The organism is Tsuneonella sp. HG222, from assembly GCF_053819185.1.
The window spans coordinates 663,796-678,731 of the sequence record NZ_JBSOQZ010000002.1; the positions used below are offsets into that span (position 1 = coordinate 663,796).

The 14,936-nt window shown below is 68.9% G+C and carries 15 protein-coding genes; 14 read left to right on the top strand and 1 reads right to left on the bottom strand.

The window, feature by feature from the left end; all coding sequences use genetic code 11:
• Nucleotides 1-57 precede the first annotated feature (57 nt).
• On the bottom strand, nt 58-675 hold the full coding sequence (locus ACWPMZ_RS14835) for a DNA-3-methyladenine glycosylase family protein (protein ID WP_455704833.1): 618 nt from the start codon (nt 673-675) through the stop codon (nt 58-60).
• A gap of 74 nt (nt 676-749) precedes the next feature.
• Here ACWPMZ_RS14835 and ACWPMZ_RS14840 point away from each other — a divergent pair, with 74 nt between their 5' ends.
• From ACWPMZ_RS14840 to murG, 14 genes are all read left to right on the top strand, one after another.
• Nucleotides 750-1,067, top strand: coding sequence for a 2Fe-2S iron-sulfur cluster-binding protein (locus ACWPMZ_RS14840; protein WP_455704834.1), 318 nt, complete (start codon nt 750-752; stop codon nt 1,065-1,067).
• Between the two features lie 63 nt (nt 1,068-1,130).
• A complete protein-coding gene (locus ACWPMZ_RS14845) occupies nt 1,131-2,123 on the top strand; it encodes a cysteine synthase A (protein ID WP_455704835.1) in 993 nt (330 codons plus the stop codon).
• A gap of 24 nt (nt 2,124-2,147) precedes the next feature.
• A complete protein-coding gene (locus ACWPMZ_RS14850; RefSeq protein ID WP_455704836.1) occupies nt 2,148-2,462 on the top strand; it encodes a hypothetical protein in 315 nt (104 codons plus the stop codon).
• A complete protein-coding gene (locus ACWPMZ_RS14855; RefSeq protein ID WP_455704837.1) occupies nt 2,437-3,156 on the top strand; it encodes a Gldg family protein in 720 nt (239 codons plus the stop codon). Before ACWPMZ_RS14850 ends, ACWPMZ_RS14855 begins: the two co-directional genes overlap by 26 nt.
• A gap of 302 nt (nt 3,157-3,458) precedes the next feature.
• The gene (locus ACWPMZ_RS14860; RefSeq protein ID WP_455704838.1) at nt 3,459-3,959 is read left to right on the top strand and encodes a division/cell wall cluster transcriptional repressor MraZ; all 501 of its coding nucleotides are present in this window, start codon (nt 3,459-3,461) and stop codon (nt 3,957-3,959) included.
• Nucleotides 3,956-4,915 carry a 16S rRNA (cytosine(1402)-N(4))-methyltransferase RsmH gene (gene rsmH, locus ACWPMZ_RS14865; protein ID WP_455704839.1) on the top strand — a complete coding sequence of 320 codons (960 nt, stop codon included), beginning with the start codon at nt 3,956-3,958 and terminating at the stop codon, nt 4,913-4,915. The genes ACWPMZ_RS14860 and rsmH overlap by 4 nt, the downstream gene beginning before the upstream one ends.
• Nucleotides 4,912-5,415 (top strand): hypothetical protein, encoded by a 504-nt coding sequence (locus tag ACWPMZ_RS14870; protein WP_455704840.1) that lies wholly within the window; start codon nt 4,912-4,914, stop codon nt 5,413-5,415. The genes rsmH and ACWPMZ_RS14870 overlap by 4 nt, the downstream gene beginning before the upstream one ends.
• A gap of 5 nt (nt 5,416-5,420) precedes the next feature.
• Nucleotides 5,421-7,163, top strand: coding sequence for a peptidoglycan D,D-transpeptidase FtsI family protein (locus ACWPMZ_RS14875; RefSeq protein WP_455705164.1), 1,743 nt, complete (start codon nt 5,421-5,423; stop codon nt 7,161-7,163).
• A complete protein-coding gene (locus ACWPMZ_RS14880; protein ID WP_455704841.1) occupies nt 7,160-8,623 on the top strand; it encodes a UDP-N-acetylmuramoyl-L-alanyl-D-glutamate--2,6-diaminopimelate ligase in 1,464 nt (487 codons plus the stop codon). The genes ACWPMZ_RS14875 and ACWPMZ_RS14880 overlap by 4 nt, the downstream gene beginning before the upstream one ends.
• Nucleotides 8,623-10,080: a UDP-N-acetylmuramoyl-tripeptide--D-alanyl-D-alanine ligase gene (locus ACWPMZ_RS14885; protein WP_455704842.1), complete on the top strand. Its 1,458-nt coding sequence runs from the start codon at nt 8,623-8,625 to the stop codon at nt 10,078-10,080. The genes ACWPMZ_RS14880 and ACWPMZ_RS14885 overlap by 1 nt, the downstream gene beginning before the upstream one ends.
• 11 nt (nt 10,081-10,091) lie before the next feature.
• On the top strand, nt 10,092-11,162 hold the full coding sequence (gene mraY / locus ACWPMZ_RS14890) for a phospho-N-acetylmuramoyl-pentapeptide-transferase (RefSeq protein ID WP_455704843.1): 1,071 nt from the start codon (nt 10,092-10,094) through the stop codon (nt 11,160-11,162).
• Nucleotides 11,159-12,532 (top strand): UDP-N-acetylmuramoyl-L-alanine--D-glutamate ligase, encoded by a 1,374-nt coding sequence (gene murD, locus ACWPMZ_RS14895; protein WP_455704844.1) that lies wholly within the window; start codon nt 11,159-11,161, stop codon nt 12,530-12,532. The genes mraY and murD overlap by 4 nt, the downstream gene beginning before the upstream one ends.
• A complete protein-coding gene (locus tag ACWPMZ_RS14900) occupies nt 12,529-13,752 on the top strand; it encodes an FtsW/RodA/SpoVE family cell cycle protein (RefSeq protein WP_455704845.1) in 1,224 nt (407 codons plus the stop codon). The genes murD and ACWPMZ_RS14900 overlap by 4 nt, the downstream gene beginning before the upstream one ends.
• Nucleotides 13,749-14,936 carry an undecaprenyldiphospho-muramoylpentapeptide beta-N-acetylglucosaminyltransferase gene (gene murG, locus ACWPMZ_RS14905; RefSeq protein WP_455704846.1) on the top strand — a complete coding sequence of 396 codons (1,188 nt, stop codon included), beginning with the start codon at nt 13,749-13,751 and terminating at the stop codon, nt 14,934-14,936. The genes ACWPMZ_RS14900 and murG overlap by 4 nt, the downstream gene beginning before the upstream one ends.

Genomic DNA, 14,936 nt, shown 5'->3' on the forward strand with positions numbered 1-14,936 from the left:
AATTCTCCAGAGGTTCCGGCAGTGTATTGTAAGAACAATACACCAGGTTTCAAGCCGCTAGAGCGCGGCGTTGTTGTAGCAGTGCCACGTCAGGATCGCGACGGCACCGCGGTGCGGGCGCCATGGCTCGGCAAGCGTGCGGACCGTCTTTTCGCTCGGCCTTTCGGGAAGCCCGAGGATCTTGCCGAGCCCCGCCTGCACCGCCAGGTCGCCCGCGGGCCAGATGTCGGGTCGTCCCTCCGCGAACAGTAGGTAGATTTCGGCCGACCAGCGACCGATGCCCTTGATCTGCGTCAGCAGGGCGATCGCTTCCTCGTCGTCGGCGGGGAGGGCGTCGAAGTCCAGCGCGCCGGCCGCGACCAGTTCGCACAGTGAGCGGGCGTAGCCCTGCTTCTGGCGCGACAGCCCGCAGGCGCGCAGCGTGTCGAAGTCGCGCGACAGCAGCTCGCCGTGATGCACGTCTTCCCCGAGCTCTGCCTCCAGCTTGCGCCACATGCTGGAGGCGGCCGCCACGCTGACCTGCTGGCCCACGATGGTGCGCAGGAGCGTGCGATAACCGCGCTCGCGGATGCGCGGCTCGGGATAGCCGGCGATGGAAAGCGCGCGCGCGAATGCCGGTTCGAGGGCCGCCACGGCGTCGAGGTCTTCGCGCAACTGTTCCGCCGTCAGCCCCATGTTCGCTCCGCTTGCCAAGTCATGCCCGATTGCCTAGCAGCCCGGCCCGGTAACGCCAAAGGAAGCCCATCGTTATGCCCAAGCTGACCGTCGTCACGCGCTCCGGAGAAGAACGCACCGTCGATGCCATCGATGGGCTGACGGTGATGGAAGCGATCCGCGACAACGGCTTCGACGAATTGCTGGCGCTGTGCGGTGGCTGCTGTTCGTGCGCCACCTGCCACGTCCACGTCGATCCGGCGTTCGCCGATCGGCTCCCGCCCATGAGCGAGGACGAGGACGACCTGCTCGATTCCAGCGACGATCGCGACGCGACTTCGCGCCTGTCGTGCCAGATTCCCTTCACGCCCGCGCTCGACGGACTGAAGGTGCGCATCGCTGCCGAAGACTGAGTTCATACCCGGCAAGTGCAACTGCGTTGCGGGCCCGGGGCCCGCAGCTTACCGCTTTGAACCATGACGGCGCGCTCGGTTTCCAACACCCTCGACCTGATCGGCAACACCCCGCTGGTCCTGCTTGAGGGGCCGAGCGAGGCGGCCGGCTGCGAGATCTGGGGCAAGTGCGAATTCATGAACCCGGGCGCGTCGGTCAAGGACCGCGCCGCCCTGTGGATCGTGCGCGATGCCGAGGCGCGGGGCGAGCTTCTGCCCGGCGGCTGCATCGTGGAAGGGACCGCGGGCAACACCGGGATCGGGCTGGCGCTCGTCGGCAATGCGCTCGGCTATCGCACCATCATCGTGATGCCCGACAACCAGAGCCACGAGAAGATGGATACCCTGCGGGCGCTCGGGGCCGAACTGGTGCTGGTGCCCCCGACCAAGTTCTCCAATCCGGGGCATTTCGTCCACACGAGCCGCCGCTTGGCGGAGGAAACCGAAGGGGCCGTCTGGGCCAATCAGTTCGACAACGTCGCCAACCGCCGCGCCCACATCGAGGGCACGGCGGCCGAGTTGTGGGACCAGATGGACGGGCGGATCGACGGGTTCACCTGTGCCGTCGGCACGGGCGGAACGCTGGCCGGCACGGGAATGGGCCTCAAGGAACGCAGCGACAAGGTCACCATTGCGCTGACCGACCCGCACGGCGCGGCGCTGTACAGTTTCTACGCCACCGGCGAACTCAAGTCCGAAGGCAATTCGGTGGCCGAGGGGATCGGCCAGGGCCGTATCACCGCCAATCTCGAAGGCGCGCCGATCGACACCCAGTTCAGGGTCTCGGACGAGGAAGGCCTCGAGTGGGTCGCCCGCCTGCTGCGCGAGGAAGGCCTGTGCCTGGGCCTGTCGAGCGGGATCAACGTGGCCGGTGCCGTCGCGCTGGGCAGGCAGCTGGGCAAGGATGCGCGCGTGGCCACGATCCTGTGCGATACCGGCTTTCGCTATCTCTCCACGCTCTACAACGCCGGATGGCTGGCGGAGAAGAAGCTGCCGGTTTTCGACTGGCTGCGTTAATGTCGCGCGGCTAAAGTGCCGCCCATGGCCGACGACACGCCCGACGTCACGATCACCGACCTGTCCGGTTCGCGGGCGCAGATGGTGCAGCGCCTGCAGGTCGGCGTCTTCGGTCTGCTGGCGATGATCCTGCTGATCGGGCTGGCCAGCATATTCATCCAGCGCGCCCGCGAGGTCGAGGCCGGGGTCGTGCCCGAAGCGGCTTCGACGGTGTCGCCGCAGGCGTCGACCAGCGCCGCGAGCGATCCTCTCGCCGATGCGGGCGTCGTGCCCGAGCTGCCCGCCAGTTCCGCCCCACAGGCGGTGGAGTCCGATGCGCCCCCGGTCGCCGCTCCTTAATTTCCTTGTCCCGCTGCTCGCGTTGGCCGGTTCACCTTCGCTCGCGCGGGAGGCCCCGCCGCGTTCTGCGCTTGCGGTGATGGGCACGATCCCGCTCTACTGGGGCGAGAGCGAGGGCATAGGCGATCTGCTGAGCGGCACGGCCGAGCGCCACTGGGCGCGGCAAAGTCTGGAGCGGCGTTTCGAGCTGAGGCCCCTCTCGTACCTCGATCAGGCAGGTCTCGCCCAATTCGATGCGCTTCTCCTGGTCCAACCCAGGGCGTTGAGCGGCGAGGAGAACGTCGCGCTGGATGCGTGGGTCCGGAACGGTGGGCACCTGCTGCTCTTTGCCGATCCGATGATGACCGGCCATTCGAAGTTCGCCATCGGCGATCGGCGCAGGCCCCAGGATGTCATCATGCTCTCCCCGATCCTGCGGCATTGGGGTCTCGAACTCGAATTCGACGAAGATCAGGAAGGTGCGGCGTCGAACGAGGAGGCTGAAGGGGTGCAAGTGCCGGTGGTCTTGCCCGGGCGCTTTCGCCCGTCAAGCAGCGAGGCGTCGTGCGCCATTTCTCCTACACGGATCATGGCCCGCTGCCGGATCGGGCAGGGCGTAGCACTGATTCTCGCCGATGCCGCGCTGCTGGATGCCGAATCTCCGGATCTTGGAACAGCCGCGCTGGATGGCTTGGTAGCGCTGGCGTTTCCGTAATCGCGGGGATTTGTGGGGATGGGCGGGCATAGTCCGTCGCCCCCGTTCGCGATCCGTATATTGGGCGAATGACCTGCCGACGTGCCGGGCCAGCGGAAATCGCCGAGCCAACTTTCCATAAGTTTTTTCCCTAAGTTCCCCGATTTTCCCCTTCCATCCCCGTCCAGCCCGATATAGATAGCGAGTCCATCGGACAAATCGCCCGAATGACTCCCGTTATCGGGAGCAGGCCGCGCTCGCGCGACGGTCGGCGGGGAAGGTTTGTCTGCGTGTGGGGCACTTGATTACGGGGTTCGGGGGACGTGGCGGACAAGCCTGTCAGGTACAACGGAACGGACTTCTTGCTGCGTGGCGAGAAGAACCGGCTGGCTGTGCCCCAGGACTTTCGCAAGGATCTCGTGCGCTCCAACGACGGTGAGAAGACGCTCGCCGTCTGCCGCCATCCGCAGTGGAAGTGCCTCACCGGCTTCGGCCAGTCGCGCATCGACACGTTCGACGCCTATCTCGACAAGGAAGAGGATCGCCTGACCCGGCTGGGCCGCGACTTCAACCGCGATGCCATGTCAATGACGCTCTACGGGTACAAGAAGGTGCCCTTCGACGCGAGCGGCCGCTTCGTCCTCAACGACGATCTGGCGCAACTGGGGAATTTGCGGGACGAGGTCTTCTTCGTCGGCGCCGGCGAGTTCTTCATGATGTGGGCTCCCGACGAGCTCTACGCGATGGACGGGCCCGAGTTCGAAGCCGCGAAGATCGCCTGCCGCACCCTGCAGGCCGCGGCCATCAAGGCCAAGCGCAAGTGAGCGGCGCCTTGCAGCATCCCGCGCCGCACGTCCCGGTCCTGCTCGACGAGGTCATCGCGGCGCTCGATCCGCAGCCGGGCGAACTGGTGGTCGATGCGACCTTCGGGGCCGGCGGATACACCCGTGCGATCCTCGACCGCGGCGCCACCGTCCACGCCTTCGACCGCGATCCCGACGCGATCGCCGCCGGTCGCGCCTGGCCCGAAACGCAGGAAGAGCCGCCCCGGCTCGTGCTCCACCCCAGCCGGTTTTCCGAGATGGTCGCCGTTCTGGCGCAGGCGGGCGTTGCCCGGGTCGACGGACTGACGATGGATATCGGCGTGTCCTCGATGCAGCTCGACCAGGCCGAGCGCGGCTTCGCCTTTTCGGCCGACGGTCCGCTCGACATGCGCATGAGCCAGGAAGGCGAGAGCGCCGCCGACTTCCTCAATACGGCGCAGGAAGAAGCCATCGCCGACGTGCTCTACGAACTGGGCGAGGAGCGGCAGAGCCGCCGCGTCGCCCGCGCGATCGTGGCCGCCCGGCCGCTGACGAGGACCGGCGACCTTGCCCGCGTCGTGCGGAAGGCGCTCGGCTATCGCCCCGGCGCGCCGAAGGACCCGGCCACGCGCAGCTTTCAGGCGGTGCGCATTCACGTGAATGCCGAGCTCGACGAACTCGAGGCCGGCCTCGAAGCCGCCGAGACGCTGCTGGGCGCAGGCGGCCGGCTGGCGGTCGTGAGCTTTCATTCGCTCGAAGACCGCATCGTGAAGCGTTTCCTCCGCGAGGCTTCCGGAGCGCATGCCGGGACCTCGCGCCACGTGCCCGAGCGCAAGGCCGAACTCCTTCCGGCCTTCGCTCGGGTTTCGAAGGCCATCCGCCCTTCCGAAGCCGAGATTGCCCGCAACCCGCGGGCCCGTTCGGCGACCCTGCGGGCTGCCGTCCGCACCGCGGCACCCGCGCGAGACGCGGCATGACCCGGCAATCGCGCCTCCGCCGCATGGGCTGGTTCGCCGCGCTCGGCCTGTCCACGATCATGTACGGCGCGCTGCATCTCAAGGTCCACGCGGTTCGCAGCGAGGTCGTGAATGCCGAGCGCCGCCTGGTCGCGCTCGAAGGGCGCAAGATCATGCTGGAAACCGAGTTCGAGACGCGCGCCAGCCAGGAACGGCTCGCCAGCTGGAACCGGGTCGAATTCGGCTACGTTGCGCCCGGCGCGAAGCAGTTCGTGGGCAGCACGCGCGAATTGGCGGAATTCGGCGCGCCGCGCAGCGCCGCCGCGCCCGCCCCCATCCGGGTTGCGAGCGTGGCGAGCGAGAACGAGGTCCCGGCCTTTCCCAGGATGGTCTCGCCGCTGACCGGCAAGCCGGTCGACGAGGCTTTGGTGGAGCCGGAGCCGGTGCGGCAACGTCTGTCCGCCGGGGCAGGCTCCGCCGTGCGGATACCGCTCGACGCCATTGCCGGAACCGCGCGGTGAACGCGATGACCCACCCGGCGCGGTTCGCTCCCTCGCGGGTGCGCTCGGGCATTGCGCCAACGCGTGTGCGCCTGGTCGACGAGCGCAAGAAGGCGCTGCTGACGGCGCAACTGCGCATCCTGCTGCTGGGGGGTGGGTTCGTTCTCGTCGCCGCGGCCTCGCTGCTGCGCATCGCCTATCTCGGCGTGGTTCAGCCCGCGCCGCAGGAACATTCGATGACGGCCGCCCTGCTGCCGCCGCGCGGTGAGATAACCGACCGCAACGGCGTGGCGCTGGCGCGGGCTTTCCCGGCCTATGCCCTGTGGTACAATCCCGAAGCGCTGGGCGACGGCGGAACTCCGCTGGTCAAGTCGGCTGACGAGGTCGCCGCGCGCCTGAAGGGCATCTTCCCCGATCTGGACGAGGCGCAGACGGCCCGCTTCCTGGCTGCCGGCAAGCAGGGCTACATCCGCCGGCGGGTGCTGCCGGAAGACGTCAACCGCATCAATGCGATCGGCGAGCTGGCGCTCGAAACGCCCGGCGAAAAGGACCGTCAATATCCGCAGGGCAAGCTGGGCGCGCACGTGCTCGGCTATGTCGGTGCCGACGGTCACGGCCGGGTCGGCATGGAGAGCTTCCTCGACAAGCGCCTGCTCGATCCGGCGGAACGCGGCAGGCCGGTGGCGTTGTCGATCGACCTGCGCGTCCAGGGCGCGCTGGAAGACGAACTGGCCGCAGGAATGCTGGCGGTGAACGCGGTGGGCGCGGCTGGCATCGTGCTCGATGTCGACACCGGCGAAGTCATGGCGCTGGCCTCTCTTCCCGCATTCGATCCCAACCGGATCGATGCGGCCGGCGCGAAGAACATGTTCAACCGCGTGACCAACCAGGTCTACGAGCTGGGTTCGACCTTCAAGCCGCTGACCGTGGCCGCAGGGATCGACGCGGGCACGATCACCGACCTTTCGCGCCGCTATTCGGCCCGGCCGTTCCCCATCGGCGGGTTCACGATCAAGGACAGCCACGACCTAGGCGCCTCGCTCAACACGCCGGAAATGCTCATCCATTCCTCCAACGTCGTGACCGCGCACATGGTGCGCGATCTTGGCGCGGCGCGGCTCAAGCAGACGATGGCCGATCTCGGCATGAACGAGCGGCCCTATATCGAGCTGCCCGCGCGCGGCTTCCCGATCTGGTCGAGCGGCGAGTGGCCGCTGCTGCGCGGGATGACGGTGGGCTACGGCCACGGCATCGCGGTGACGCCGCTGCACCTCGCCAGTGCTTACGCGGCGATGGTCAACGGCGGTATCTGGCGCCCGACGACGCTGATGAAGCTCGGCCCCGGCGAAGCGCCGCGCGGACGCCGGGTGTTCAAGGCCAGCACCAGCGCGCGGATGAACCAGTTGCTGCGGATGATCACGGTCTACGGAACAGGCCGCAAGGCGAACGCCGAGGGCTTCCGCGTCGGCGGCAAGACGGGCAGCGCGGAAAAGCCGGCCGCGGGCGGTTATCGCAAGACCAGCCTGGTCTCGACCTTCGCCGCGGCCTTCCCGATGGACAAGCCGCGTTACGTTGTGATCGCCATGATGGACGAGCCAAAGGGCACGGCGGCAAGCTCGTTCCAGCGTACCGCTGCCTGGACCGCCGCTCCGGTCATCGCCAAGGTCGTGCCGCGGATCGGGCCGATGCTGGGCGTGCTGCCCGACGACAGCCTCGACATCGACCTGACCGATCTCAAGCCGCTGGTCGGCGACGGAGGGGGCGAATGAAGCTCGGCCCGCTGGCGGCAGCGGCGGGGATCGATGCGGGACGTGCGTCGGGCGAAACCGTGACGGGCTTCGCGATCGATCACCGCAAGGTCGCGCCCGGCAACGTGTTCGGCGCGTTCGAGGGCGCCGCGGTCAACGGCGAGGACTTCATTCCCGCCGCTGTCGAAGGCGGCGCCATCGCCGTCGTCGCCCGTCCCTCCGCGCGCGTGGAGGGTGCCGTCCACTTGGCCGACCCGGTGCCGCGCAGGGCTTACGCGCGCATCGCCGCCGGCTTCTTCCGGCCGGTGCCCGAGCAGATCGTCGCCGTGACCGGGACCAACGGCAAGACCTCCACGGTCGAGATGACGCGCCAGATCTGGCGCATGTGCGGCGAGCGGGCCGCGAGCATCGGCACGCTGGGGGTGACCACGCCGGACGAAAGCGTCTCGACCGGGCTGACCACGCCCGACATCGTCACCTTCCTGTCGAACATGACCGGTCTGGCCCGCGAGGGCGTGACCCATGTCGCCTACGAGGCGTCGAGCCACGGGCTGAGCCAGTATCGCAACGAAGGGCTACCGGTGGCCGCCGGCGCGTTCACCAACCTAAGCCGCGACCATCTCGACTATCACGCGGACATGGACGACTACTTCGCGGCCAAGATGCGGCTGTTTTCCGAAGTCGTCTCCGAGGGCGGCACGGCGGTCGTCTGGGCGGACGACGAGTGGTCGGACAAGGCGATCGCGGCGGCGCGGGCGCGCGGATTGCGCCTCCTGACAGTCGGCGAGCAGGGGCAGGACATCCGTTTGCTGTCGCGCACGCCGGGCCACCTGGGCCAGGAGCTCGAGGTCGAGATCGAAGGCGAACGACGCAAGCTGATGCTGCCGCTGATCGGCGCCTACCAGGTCGCCAACGCCCTGACCGCGGCCGGCCTGGCGCTGGCGACCGGCGGGAAACCTGCGCAAATCCTCGACGCCGTGGCGCGTCTCCAGCCGGTTCGCGGGCGGCTCGAGCGCGCGGCGATCACCCAGTCCGGCGCGCCGGTCTACGTCGATTACGCGCATACCGCCGACGCGCTGGAGGCTGCGATCCAGGCGCTTAAACCGCACGTTCAGGGGCGCCTGATCACCGTGTTCGGCGCCGGCGGGGACCGCGACCAGGGCAAGCGCGTCGACATGGGGCGGGTGGCGCAGGACTTGTCCGGCGTGGTCATCGTGACCGACGACAACCCGCGCGGCGAGGATCCGGCCCGGATCCGCGCCATGGTGCTCGAAGGCGCGCCGCGTGCGCGCGAGATCGGCGACCGGCGCGAGGCCATCGCCGCGGCCATCGCCGCGGCCGGCAGGGACGATATCGTGCTGGTGGCCGGCAAGGGCCATGAGCAGGGACAGATCGTGGGGCGGGGCGACGCGATGCGCATCCTGCCCTTCGACGATGTGACGGTTGCGCGCGAATGCGCCGCGGCAGGAGGAACCGCTTGATGTCTGCTCTGGAAAAGGTGCTCGCCTGGCCGGGGAAGGATCTCGACCGCTACAGCCTCGCGCTGTGGACGGCGGCCGAGATCGCCGATGCCTGCGGCGGCATCGCCAGCGGGCCGTTCCAGGTCTCGGGCGTCGAGATGGATTCGCGCGACGTGCGCCCGGGCGACCTGTTCGTGGCGCTCAAGGGCGAGGCGACCGACGGCCATCGTTTCATCGACAAGGCGATTGCGAGCGGCGCCGCTGCGCTGCTGGTCGACCGGCCGGTCGACTGGCCGCACGTCCTGGTCGAGGACACGACCGCCGCACTCCATGCGCTGGCGAAAGTGGCGCGCGAACGCGGCGCGGCGCGCATCGTCGGCGTCACTGGCTCGGTAGGCAAGACCGGCGTCAAGGAAGCGATCTTCACCGCGCTCGACCGTGCGTGCCGCGGCGCGGCCCACCGCTCCATCCGCAGCTACAACAACCATGTCGGCGTGCCGCTCAGCCTCGCGCGGATGCCGGGCAGCGCGGCCTACGGCGTGTTCGAGATGGGCATGAACCACGCGGGCGAAATCGCCGCGCTGACCGCACAGGTACGCCCGCACGTCGCCGTCGTCACCACCATCGCGCCGGCGCACATCGAGAACCTCGGCTCGATCGAGGCCATCGCGCGGGCCAAGGCGGAAATCTTCGCCGGCGTCGAACCGGGCGGTACGGCGGTGATCCCGGCGGACAGCGAGCAATCCGCGATCCTGCGCGCCGAAGCCGAGGCGCACGGCCTTAAGGTGCTGAGCTTCGGCAAGGCGCGCGAGGCCGATGTCCGCCTGCTGGACTCCGTCCCCTCGGCCAATGGCGGCTCGCTGGTCACCGCGGCGCTGGGCGAGCGGCGGTTGTGCTACACCGTCGCCGAGCCCGGCGAGCACTGGATCGCCAACTCGCTCGCCGTCATGGGCGCTGTCTTCGCCGCCGGGGGCGATCTTGGCGCGGCGGGCCTTGCACTGGCCGAGATGGGCGGCCTCAAGGGCCGCGGCGCACGCCACCGGATCGCTGTTCCGGGCGGCCATGCTTTGCTGATCGACGAAAGCTACAACGCCAACCCGGCCTCGATGCGCGCCACGCTGGCGCAACTGGGCCAGACCCCGGCCGGCCGCCGCGTGGCGGTGCTCGGCAGCATGAAGGAACTGGGCGATTTCGCCCCCGCCTTTCACGCCCAGCTCACCGAGCCGCTCGGCGCGGCGGCCGTGGATTACGCGGTCCTCGTCGGCGAGGAAATGCTCGCCCTCGCGCGCGAATTGGGGAAAGGCACGCACAACCCGCTTGGCAAGACCTTGCGCTTTGCCCATTGCGAAGGGCCCGGGGAAGCGATCTCCGTACTCGAGGAATTCGGCCTCGTTGCGGGGGACGCGGTCCTGGTGAAGGGATCGAACTCGATAGGACTGGCGCGGCTGGTGTCGCATTTCGTCGCCAGGGAAGGCTGACCGAGAAGGCAATGCTCTATCTGCTGGCTCAGTGGCTTGAATTCGAGGGGCTGTTCAACCTCGTCCGCTACCAGACCTTCCGCTCGGGCGCGACGCTGCTGACCGCGCTGGTCATCGGCCTGCTGATCGGGCCGAAGTTCATCTCGATGCTGCGCGTGCGCCAGGGCAAAGGGCAGCCGATCCGCACCGACGGGCCGCAGACCCACCTCGCCAAGGTGGGCACGCCCACGATGGGCGGGCTGATGATCCTGACCTCGCTGACCCTGTCGATGCTGATCTGGATGGACCTGTCGAGCCCGTTCGTCTGGGCCTGCCTGGCGGTGACCGCCGGGTTCGGCTTGATCGGCTTCCTCGACGATTACGACAAGGTGGCCAAACGCAGCCACAAGGGGCTTTCGGGCAAATCGCGCCTGCTCGCCGAATTCATCGTGGCGGGCGTCGCGGCCTACCTGATCGTCGGCCAGATCAACACCAACCTCTACATCCCGTTCTTCAGCGGACGGGCGATCCCGATGGGCTGGTTCTACTACGTGTTCGCGGCGATCGTGATCGTGGGCGCGGGCAATGCGGTCAACCTGACCGACGGGCTCGACGGGCTGGCAACGATGCCGGTGGTGATCGCGGCGGGCACCTTCGCGATCATCTGCTACCTCGTCGGCCGTGTCGATTATTCCGCCTATCTCGGCGTGCCGCACGTGCCCGGCGCGGGCGAACTGGCGATCATGTGTGCTGCGATCATGGGGGCGGGGCTCGCCTTCCTGTGGTTCAACGCGCCGCCCGCCGCGGTGTTCATGGGCGATACCGGCAGCCTCGCCCTCGGCGGCGCGCTGGGCGCCATCGCGGTCGCCAGCCACCACGAGATCGTGCTGGCCATCGTCGGCGGGCTGTTCGTGCTCGAGGCGGCGAGCGTCATCATCCAGGTGTTCTGGTTCAAGCGGACCGGCCGCCGCGTGTTCCGCATGGCGCCGATCCACCACCATTTCGAACAGCTCGGCTGGGCGGAGTCGACCGTGGTGATCCGCTTCTGGATCGTTTCCATCGTCCTCGCCCTGCTGGGCCTGGCCACGTTGAAGCTGCGGTGATCGTCTCCCCCGCCTTTTCCGGCAAACGCTACGCCGTCCTTGGCCTCGCCCGCTCGGGCCTCGCCACGGTCGAGGCGCTGAGCGCGAGCGGCGCCCTGGTCACGGCGTGGGACCGCCGGCCCGGCCCACGCGAGGCGGTGTCGGGCATGGCGGCGATCGGCGATCCGCTCGAAATCGACCTCGCGGGGTTCGACGGTGTGGTGGTGTCGCCCGGCGTGCCGCTCAACACCCATCCCATCGCCGCCCGCGCCGCGCAGTTCGGCGTGCCGGTGATCGGCGACATCGAGCTGTTCGCCCAGGCACGCGCCAGCCTGCCGCCGCACAAGGTCGTGGGCATCACCGGCACCAACGGCAAGAGCACCACCACAGCGCTGGTCCACCACATCCTCAAGACCGCGGGGCGGCCAACCACGATGGGCGGCAACATCGGGCTGCCGATCCTCTCGCAGGAACCGCTCGAGCCGAACGAGAAAGGGGTCGGCGTCTACGTGCTCGAACTGTCGAGCTACCAGATCGACCTGACCCAGAGCCTCGACTGCGATGTGGCGGTGCTGCTCAACGTGACGCCCGACCATCTCGACCGGTACGAGAGCTTCGAGGCCTACGCCGCGAGCAAGGCGCGCCTGTTTGATATGCAGTCGGCCGACAACTTCGCCGTGGTCGAGTACGCGGCGGAAGCCGATCTCGACGTGCTCGGGAATGCGGCAACCGATCACTTCATCCCGATCGACGATGTCGCGCCGATCGGCCGGCAGGCGGACTGGCCTTCGCTCCAGGGCCCGCACAACCTCCAGAACGCCCAGGCGGCGATCGCGGTCGCGCGGTGTCTCGAGGTGGCCGACGAGGCGATCGGCCGGGCGCTGCGCACCTTCACCGGCCTGCCGCACCGGATGGAGCGCGTGGCGACGCACAACGGCGTTCTGTTCGTCAACGACAGCAAGGCGACCAACACCGACAGCACCGCCCCCGCGCTCGCCGCCTTTCCGGCCGAGGGCAGCGGTCCGCGCATCCACTGGATCGTCGGCGGGCTGCCCAAGGAAGACGGGCTGGGCGCGGCGGAGAAGCACCTCGCCAACGTGAAGGCCGTCTACACCATCGGCGAAGCAGGCCCGCGGTTCGCCGAACTGCTCGAGGACCGCCTGCCGGTGGTCCGCTCCGAGATGATGTGCACCGCGGTGCAGGATGCGCTGGCCGCCGCGGCGCCGGGCGACGTCGTCCTGCTCAGCCCGGCCTGCGCCAGCTTCGACCAGTTCAAGGACTACGAGGCGCGCGGGGAGGACTTCCGCCGGATCGTCGCCCAGGTGACCGGTGCGGCGCCTGCCGCGCAGGGCCGGCCCGCCCCCGCCTGCACCGGAGCCTCCGCGGCATGAGCGCGGCCCGCCCCTACATCCCGCGCATCGGCGAGCGCGCGCCCACCGCGCCGCGCTTCCCGCTCAGCCGCAGGAACCGCATCAGGGCCTGGTGGCGCGAGCTGGACAAGGTCCTGCTGGGCCTGGTGATCTCGCTGATGGTCATCGGCTCGATCGCGGTCGCCGCCGCCTCGCCGGCCAGCGCGCGGCGCCTGTCGACCGCGGCGACTTCGCTCAACGAGCTGCGCTTTCTGTGGTACAACCTGGTGTTCCAGGTCCTCGGCCTGGCGACCATGCTGGGCATTTCGATGCTGCCGCGCGAAACGGCCCGGCGCGGGGCGCTGCTGGCCGGTCTCGGCATGATCGGCCTGCTGTTCCTCGTGCCCATCGTGGGTGCCGAAGTGAACGGCGCCAAGCGTTGGATCGACTTCCCGATCCGCTTCCAGCCGAGCGAGTTCCTCAAGCCCGCCTTCGCGGTGATACTGGCCTGGATCCTGTCGTGGCGCGCGCGCGATCCCTCGCTGCCGGTCGTCCCGCTGACCCTGGCCCTTACCGGGCTCGTCGTCGTCCTGCTGATGCTGCAACCCAACCTGGGCGACGCGATCCTGTTCGTCGGGGCGTGGCTGGTCATGGCCATGCTGGCCGGGATGCCGATGCAGAAGATCGGCTACGCCGCGGCGAGCGGGATCGGCGCGCTGGCGCTTGCCTATGCCTTCTACGACAACGCGCGCCACCGCATCGACAGCTTCCTCGGCGGCGGCACGGCCTTCGACCAGGTCGACCTCGCCAACCGCACGCTGATGGCCGGCGGGTGGACCGGCGCGGGGCTGTGGCTCGGCCGGCGCAAGATGCAGCTGCCCGAAGCGCACACCGACTATATCTACTCGGTGATCGGCGAGGAATTCGGCCTTCTGGTCTGCGCGCTGGTGGTCATCCTCTACCTCGCCATCGTGGCGCGGATCCTGGTGCGGATGCTGGAGGAGGAGAACCTCTTCACCGTGCTGTCCGCCGCAGGCCTCGCCACGCTGTTCGGCGGGCAGGCGTTCATCAATATCCTCGTCAACCTGCAACTCTTCCCGAGCAAGGGGATGACCCTGCCGCTGATCAGCTACGGCGGTTCCTCGACGATCGCGCAGTGCTGCACGGTCGGCCTGATCCTGGCGATGACCCGGCGCAATCCCTTCCTCTCGCGCGACGGAGTGGGCATCACCGCCGCCGTGCCGAAGGTCATGCGCAAGTGAGCGGGCAGGTTCCCAAGGCGAACCGCCACTTCGTCCTCGCGGCAGGGGGGACGGGCGGGCACCTCACGCCGGCCTTCGCGCTCGCCCAGGAGCTCGAGCGCCGCGGCCACCACGTCGCGCTGATCACCGACGCGCGGGGCGCAGAAATTCCCGGCAAGCCCGACTTCCTGCCCGCCCATGTGCTGCCCGCCGGGCGCTTCGGCAAGAACCCGCTGGGTTGGTTCAAGGGCGTGGCGGCGGTGCTCGAAGGGCGGCGCATGGCGCTGCGCCTGTTCGACAGTTTCGCGCCGAGCGCGGTGATCGGCTTCGGCGGCTATCCTGCGCTTCCCGCGCTCCTCGCGGCGCGCAAGGCGGGCATCCCGGCGGTCATCCACGATCAGAACGCGATCCTGGGGCGGGTCAACCGGCTGCTGGCCGGCGGCGTCGACGTCATTGCCACCGCCTATCCCGACGTCGACCGGATCAAGGACCGCGACCGCGGCAAGGTCCACCTCGTTGGAAATCCCATCCGGCACGACATCCTGCCGCTGCGCGACGAGCCGTTCCCGCCGTTCACCGAGGACGGCCTGCTGCGCGTGCTAGTGACCGGCGGCAGCCAGGGCGCACGGGTGATGAGCCAGGTCGTGCCCGACGGGCTGGCGATGCTGCAGCCGGCGCTGCGCGGGCGCTTGCAGGTCACGCAGCAGTGCCGCCCGGAAGATCTCGATGCGGTGCGCGAACGCTATGCCAGCCACGGCATCCCGGCCGAGCTTGGCACCTATTTCGAGGACATGGCCCGGCGGCTGGCCGATACGCACCTGTTCATCGGCCGGGCTGGCGGAATGACGATCGCCGAACTGACCGCGGTCGGCCGCCCCGCCATCCTGGTGCCGCTGCCGATCGCCACCGACGACCACCAGGCGGCCAACACCCGCGAGATGGTCAAGGCCGGCGGGGCGCGAATGATCCGGCAGGAACGGTTCACCGCCAAGGAACTCGCCAAGCAGATCCAGGCACTGGCCCAGCATCCCGAGACCCTTGCCACCGCGGCGCACGCGGCGTGGAACTGCGGCCGGCCGAAGGCCGCGCAGGACCTGGCCGATCTGGTCGAGAGCTTCGGCGGCGCGGCGATGCAGGACGTTATCCGCGTGGGCGGGGAACAGTCCCGCATCGCGTCGGAGCAGCTGGCCGGGGACGCCGCATGA